This is a genomic window from Phocaeicola barnesiae DSM 18169 = JCM 13652, assembly GCF_000374585.1.
GTDB classification, from domain to species: Bacteria; Bacteroidota; Bacteroidia; order Bacteroidales; family Bacteroidaceae; genus Phocaeicola; species Phocaeicola barnesiae.
On the sequence record NZ_KB894644.1, the window covers coordinates 349671 to 356132 of the forward strand.

Below are 6462 nucleotides of genomic sequence, written 5' to 3' on the forward strand. Positions count from 1 at the left end.
TAAAGTAAGCATTCCGTAAACCACGTATAGATGGTTATGGAATACTTTTTATATAGTCCGCTAAATGGGAATTTACAATTCTGATATACTTCAGATGTAGGTTGCCGTTTCTAAAGCAATATAAAGTTTGTTTAAACTATGGTTGGCATTGTTCAAGCCTTTGGCTTCATATCCATTTGTATCCAAAATGTCACCTGTTTCAAAAAAAGCATACAACTTCAAATTGTAGAAGTCGCACACAGATTGAACTCCAGCCAATTCCATTTCTACAGCGATGCACCCTTCTTCCATACGTTTGCGTACAAGTCCTTTTGTTTCTCTGATCATCGAATCTGTCGTCCATATTTTACCTGTAATATATGGTACAGATAATTTGTCGAAAATTATGGAAAGTTCCTTGCTTGCGGCTATATCAATATAGTCGGATGGTGCTGCAAAATAATATGAACACCCGTCCCCTCTGTAACTTTGTGTCGGTATGATAAATCTACCTTGTGTGGTTGTACGGTCAAGACTGCCACAGGAACCGAACATAATGAACTTTGATGCTCCAGTTAGCCAGCTTGCAAGATGACATTGAGAGGATGCTACTGCTGAACCTATTCCTGACAGGTAGAAAGTTATCGTAACTCCTTTATAAGTTGTTTTATAGATATGCGTATCGCCATTGCAAGCCGGCATAGTTGCAATAATTTCAGATTCGTAGGAATCAAGTAAATGCCGATGAATCTCCTTCGAGAATATTATCAGGCATATATCTGCAAAATCTCCACGTCTGCCGTAGAAATCAAACAGATTGATCATTGGTTCAGTTTCAATATCATAACTATCAGTAATCATAGCATATTGAATCAGATGTGAGTTTTATATTGCTCCGGTATCTCAAGATTGAAAGTTCTGCATAATAACAGGACGTCGTGGACATCATTTTCATCGTATTCATATCCAAGATGGAACTGTACCTGTGCCTCCGGGTTTATGCATGTTACCTCAATATTCCCGATATTTCCTTTACCTGAGAAAGTTTCGCTTGGGAAAGTGTATCCGTCATATAGAATTCCATCTTCGACATATTCGAAACAATGCAGATCGATTATTCTTCCGTTGTCATCTTTCCAGACAGTATGGCTATCGGTCGTATAGTCCATTACAACTTCTCTGTATCCCTTCCAGGTAATCACGGATATGGCCTTACCATAGTCTTTCTTCTCTACGAACAGATCGATGTCGTTATGTATTCTTGTTTCTCTGCCTATAAGTGCATCGACACCCCAACCGCCGTCCAGAAACACCTTTACAGATGCTTCAGACAGCATTTCAAGAATCTCACATGCATCAAAATAAGTGACCATAAAATTGCAATTTATCGGTGCAAATATAACGAATCCTTCAGAAAGAACCCCCTTGTTTGCTGTAAGAAGTCGAAGAACAATCGAAGAAACTCCGATTTCTACGACCATTATCGAAGAATCTCTGCGCTTTGTCCTTGAAACTCAAAGCTATCAGGGAAAGATTGTAGTCTTGCAGACTCTCTGATAGTTGGGATTCTATGAAACAGTGGGTGAAAATAATTGCTATGTGCATTTCCTGTATCAATAGTACAAGATTGAGTTCTGGGATCAAGTCTCTTGTATGCAGAAGAATGTCGGTTTTGACGATTAGTCGGCCACAATTCTGCTGGCACATTTTGCCAATTACCTCCCTGTGGGACATGCTTTATGCGGTCTTGAACCTTTTGTGCAGGATAGACAATATCTTGATCAAGAATAGAATTATCCTTTGTTCTTAAGAATTTTCGCAGTGGTGTATCTGCAGGTGTAGATATTTGCTTAACTCCGTCTGGACTTTGTTCAAAGCAATACAATTCCCCAATTGCATCTTCTACAGTTGTCTTTTCTTGCTTTTCTATTTTGCTGAAGTCGAATTTAATATCTTTGTAGTCTTTACGAACTCCTACAATAATTGCTCTCTTTCTATTTTGAGGGACACCGTATTCGGACGCATCGAGTACCTGATAAGTTATGTTATACTCTTCAGCACCTAATATCTCCTTGATACGCTCAATAGCGTAACCATTATCTCTTGTAAGAAGTCCTCTTACATTTTCGATCATGATTACTTTAGGATGTATCTTTTGAACAAATCGAATATATTCAAAGAACAACTTGTTTCGTGGATCCTCCATCTCCTTCTGCCAACGATTAGCTGACGAAAAACCTTGGCATGGAGGTCCACCAACAATTACATCAACATCACCATACTCTTCTTCGATTTGACTATCTGGGAAGGTTGTGATGTCTATGTTGTGAACTTTTGCCTTCTTGAAATTATGTTGGAAGGTAATGGTTGCATATTCATTGAAATCAATGCCACCTGCAATATCAAAGCCTGCAAGAGCATAGCCCTCGCTTATGCCTCCGCAACCACAAAATAGGTCTAACACCTTGTATTTTTTCTTTGCCATTTTATGCTACATTTATACCAAGAGCCGTTTGAAGCTCCTTCAATCCGATGGAGTAAATATCAACTCCTTCATTATCACATACTCTGAAACATTCGTCCATCAAGCGATTGTAAATAGCACATTCATCAATCGTAAAAGTATTGATGCCGCCCTCGCATGACACATAATCCTCGAACATATCATCAGGATGGAAATTCACCTTGCGTTCATAAACCAGGTGATGGAAAAATGTTTCAACATCCTTTGTTGACAGGATATGATTTTCTTTGCCGTAGATCATAATTCTTCGTTAGGCTCCTTAATCAAATCTGCAACTTTCACATTAAGACACTTGGCAATCAAAGCCAGTGTTTTTAGGTCTGGTTGTACTGTATTTCCGCACCATTTACTAACAGTGCACGCAGACTTCCCAACTTGCTCTGCCAACCATTTGCTTGTTTTCTCTTGCTCGGCAAGAACAGCTTTTATACGATTTAACTTAGCCATATTAGTCAATAAAAATAAACTTTGGTGCAAAGTTAATAAAATTCCGTGAGACTAAAGAGACTTATACGTAGAAAGTTAAACATACAACTGTATTTTCGCAGAAAATACTATAAAATGCCACCTGAAAAGCCCACTTTTCGTGCACATTTTTCCAACTAAAGCCATTTTTTCAACCTGATTGCTGAAACGACAATAAGGTTCACAATACCTGATTTTGCACCTTCAGGAACGCAGCACAAAATGATAGAAAATGAAAATTTCCGTTCATTTCCGTGTTAAGATATGTTAAGCAGATGTCTTCATTTTGGGGTTTTTGAAATTTTTGTTTCCAGTTTGTTTCTTTTGGTACTTTTTGCTTTTTGGGAGTGTTGATATTCAGCACTTTACAATTCGGAAGCAGATTCTCAAAAAAAAGATCATGATGGTTGTTGGTGCATGTATCTTCCTTGTAAAGAGTATGTAACAAAGAAGAAATCACATTGATTGTTTCCATTTAAAAAAAATCGCTATTCTTCTCCATATTCTTTAATGAAAAGAATCTCCTCAACAATATAGTGACAGATAATTGAGAACAGTGATTTTAAGAAGATAGATTTGCTAAAACTTGTTCGAAGGATTTTTGATATTCATCATAAAGTATACAGCTATATAGATATTAGTCGGGATACTTCCTCGTAAATCAATAATGTATGCTTCTTAACTGCACTTTACTATATTTGCCTAACGTCCATGCAACAAGCTTTATGCTGGTTGATATAGTTTACATTGTCTATGGTCATCTCAGATGGTCTGACGTTTGAACAACCCAATGAGATAGAAGCCAAATCCTTCAAGTATATGATAATCATGCTTTTTATTAGCTCATGATAACTATGTGTGATTTACAGTCTTGCGAAAGCCGAGATGATTAAGTATATTGGAGTGAGCCTCCAAGCTTAGACAGATGTCTATTTGCAAATCACACTCGGTCAACTGTCCAAACAGTCAACGAGGCAGATGAGAGTAGCTTTTGAGATTCTTGACATGTCGATCTCCTTTATATTATTTTACCAGTTTGTTAAACTGAAAGTGCAGTATAAACCTCATGACTTGGGAGAATATAAACTTTCCTTAATTCATAATCTTGATATTTTGGACAACAAGAATAATAAATCAATTTCAAATCAAAAAATCAATAATATAAATTGAATGTTAATATCATAATAATAGTGGATAGATTTTTATCGCTTCATTACTATTAGAGAAGATATGTTAATATATAATAAAAAACACCATCATTAAATGGAGTGATTGATAAAATTATTATATTTACATCAAACCATACGAGCGCGAAACTTGCAGGGGGTAGAGGAGTTAAAAAGAGTTATCACCCACCAAAGTAGCTTAGGTGTTAAAGCCGATATTCAAGTGTATAATTGACATCTTTATTTCGCAAAGGTATTGGCTTGACTTCTTAACTACAACTAATTAATAAACTTGCGCAAATTAAATATTTAACTTAATGGAAAAATATTGTGTAAATAAATCCATACATAAATATTGATCGGTTATTTAAAGTATTAACTAAAAATTTGAAACAATGAAAGAACAAGGAAATGAACTTCAATTTGAAGAACTTTTTTGCATTATTAAGCATTGCTCGAACAAAGAGGTGCGTGATTTATGCATAGGTGGTTGCGTGTCTAATTCTTGAATCTACAATTTTAAAACTTATAGTCTTTGTCTTAAGGATTTCTTGATACAAAGACTATTTTATATATGATGAAGAGATATTTCCTTAATCCTGACTACAAATTACGTAAAGACGGGGATAGATTCCTTTTATATTGTAGAAATGACAAAAAATATGATTCTGAAGAAGTAGAAACATTTATCCATCCATATCATGCTTGGATATTATCTCTTTTTTCAAAAGGTATCTCTTTAGAGGATGTTATTTGTCTGCTTGTAAAAAAAATAGGCATCTCAGCATCTAAAGCATCGGAGATTATATATCCATGGATTAAGAATTCAACTTCATTTATATTAAATATAAGAGGTGTTGAATTATTAATTCCTAAAAATATTATTATAGAGGAAAATACTATAATAGACTTTGATAATCTTACAAATTATGATATTGAATTACCTGAAAGCGTTCAATGGGTTGATTTGGAAACAAGAAGGCTAGAAGTTCCTTTGAATATAACATTTATGCTTACAAATAGATGTGTAACTAATTGTTATTATTGCTATGCTGATACAAAAACTCAGGTCAAGAAATTACTTCCTACAAAACGAATTAAAGAAATTATTCATCAAGCTAAGAATTTAGGTGTTAATAATATAAATTTAATTGGAGGGGAAGTTTTTCTTCATCCTTATTGGTATGATATACTCAAAGAATTAATAGATGCAGATTTTTGCCCTGATTCTATTTCAACAAAAGTTCCTTTAACTAAAAATATAATAAAACATTTAAAAGAAATAGGGTATAAAGGAAAAATTCAATTATCAATTGACTCGATAAATCCACAATTGACGCAATTGATATATAAAGTAAATACTCATTATATCGAATGTGTTAAAAAGGGTATTATGCTTCTTGAAGAGGCAAACATACCATATAAAATAGAAAGTGTTTTAACGAAAGATACAGCTTCGATTGAGAATATAATGTCTCTTTACTCTTTTTTTAAAGATAAGAAAAATTTATTGTTTTGGGAAATTCGAGAGGCGATGTTTTCCCATTTTATTAGAGAATGTGATTTTCAAGCATTAATGGCACCCAAAGAAGTATTGAAAAATATTAATACATACATAAAAAGTAATATTGAAAAAATAGCGCCATTTCCCATTATAACACGAAGATCAGAATCTTCAAGGAAATATTTTCAAACTAAGAATGGGTGTAGATTTTTTATAGGGAGACATTGTACAGCTCTAAATTCTCATTTTTTTGTTCTCCCTGATGGAAAATGCACTATTTGTGAGCAATTGTATTGGAATGCTAATTTTATTATTGGTGATTTAAACAATGATAATATTATGGATGTTTGGAATTCTCAACGGTCAAGAGAACTACTAATGATAAAGCAAGAAAACATTAATGTCAAAAGTGCTTGTCATGATTGTAAATTATTTAATGATTGTTTTATAATAACGAGAAATCGATGTTGGAGTGACATAATTAAAGCGTATGGGGCTAGCAATTGGGACTTCCCTGATCCACGTTGTTGTTATGCCCCCAAAATGAACACTAACATAACATATGATATATAAGAACATATCACTAGTGTCCACTAAAAAATTAGAGGACGAGTTAAAAAATATAATTATTAGATAAAATTGGTCCATCAAGACTGCTTTGTTCTTTGACATCATTGAATATAGTTTCGCTGAAGAGATCCCTAATGTAGTCTTGTCCGTCAGAGAAATGTAAGCTTCCAAAATTGGCGTATTGACTAGCATGTCTCTTTCGCATACCTTCGTGCTAAACTTAAAACTCGAAAGATTATGTTTAGCGAAAAAGA

General features: G+C 34.2%; 6 protein-coding genes. 1 reads left to right on the top strand and 5 read right to left on the bottom strand.

Features of this window, described 5'->3' with window-relative positions; all coding sequences use genetic code 11:
- Positions 1-90: 90 nt before the first annotated feature.
- The 5 genes from C510_RS0103865 to C510_RS0103885 all read right to left on the bottom strand — a co-directional run bounded on the left by C510_RS0103865 (position 91) and on the right by C510_RS0103885 (position 2950).
- On the bottom strand, positions 91-840 hold the full coding sequence (locus C510_RS0103865; protein WP_006743466.1) for a nucleoside phosphorylase: 750 nt from the start codon (positions 838-840) through the stop codon (positions 91-93).
- Between the two features lie 11 nt (positions 841-851).
- On the bottom strand, positions 852-1352 hold the full coding sequence (locus C510_RS0103870; protein WP_006743465.1) for a nucleotidyltransferase domain-containing protein: 501 nt from the start codon (positions 1350-1352) through the stop codon (positions 852-854).
- A 107-nt stretch (positions 1353-1459) separates the two neighbouring features.
- On the bottom strand, positions 1460-2464 hold the full coding sequence (locus C510_RS0103875; RefSeq protein WP_009317652.1) for a DNA cytosine methyltransferase: 1005 nt from the start codon (positions 2462-2464) through the stop codon (positions 1460-1462).
- 1 nt (position 2465) lies between these two features.
- Complete coding sequence (locus C510_RS0103880; protein WP_005816035.1) at positions 2466-2744, bottom strand: hypothetical protein; 279 nt, start codon at positions 2742-2744, stop codon at positions 2466-2468.
- Positions 2741-2950, bottom strand: coding sequence for a helix-turn-helix domain-containing protein (locus tag C510_RS0103885; protein ID WP_005816033.1), 210 nt, complete (start codon positions 2948-2950; stop codon positions 2741-2743). The genes C510_RS0103880 and C510_RS0103885 overlap by 4 nt, the downstream gene beginning before the upstream one ends.
- 1758 nt (positions 2951-4708) lie before the next feature.
- Between C510_RS0103885 and C510_RS0103900 the strand changes: the two genes are divergently transcribed.
- Complete coding sequence (locus tag C510_RS0103900) at positions 4709-6211, top strand: radical SAM protein (RefSeq protein ID WP_018710026.1); 1503 nt, start codon at positions 4709-4711, stop codon at positions 6209-6211.
- The last annotated feature ends 251 nt before the right edge of the window (positions 6212-6462 follow it).

What these genes read in the sequence shown, in the direction of transcription:
- C510_RS0103865 (WP_006743466.1), bottom strand. Translation starts at nt 840, where the DNA reads ATGATTACTGATAGTTATGATATTGAAACTGAACCAATGATCAATCTG.
- C510_RS0103870 (WP_006743465.1), bottom strand. Translation starts at nt 1,352, where the DNA reads ATGGTCACTTATTTTGATGCATGTGAGATTCTTGAAATGCTGTCTGAA.
- C510_RS0103875 (WP_009317652.1), bottom strand. Translation starts at nt 2,464, where the DNA reads ATGGCAAAGAAAAAATACAAGGTGTTAGACCTATTTTGTGGTTGCGGA.
- C510_RS0103880 (WP_005816035.1), bottom strand. Translation starts at nt 2,744, where the DNA reads ATGATCTACGGCAAAGAAAATCATATCCTGTCAACAAAGGATGTTGAA.
- C510_RS0103885 (WP_005816033.1), bottom strand. Translation starts at nt 2,950, where the DNA reads ATGGCTAAGTTAAATCGTATAAAAGCTGTTCTTGCCGAGCAAGAGAAA.
- C510_RS0103900 (WP_018710026.1), top strand. Translation starts at nt 4,709, where the DNA reads ATGATGAAGAGATATTTCCTTAATCCTGACTACAAATTACGTAAAGAC.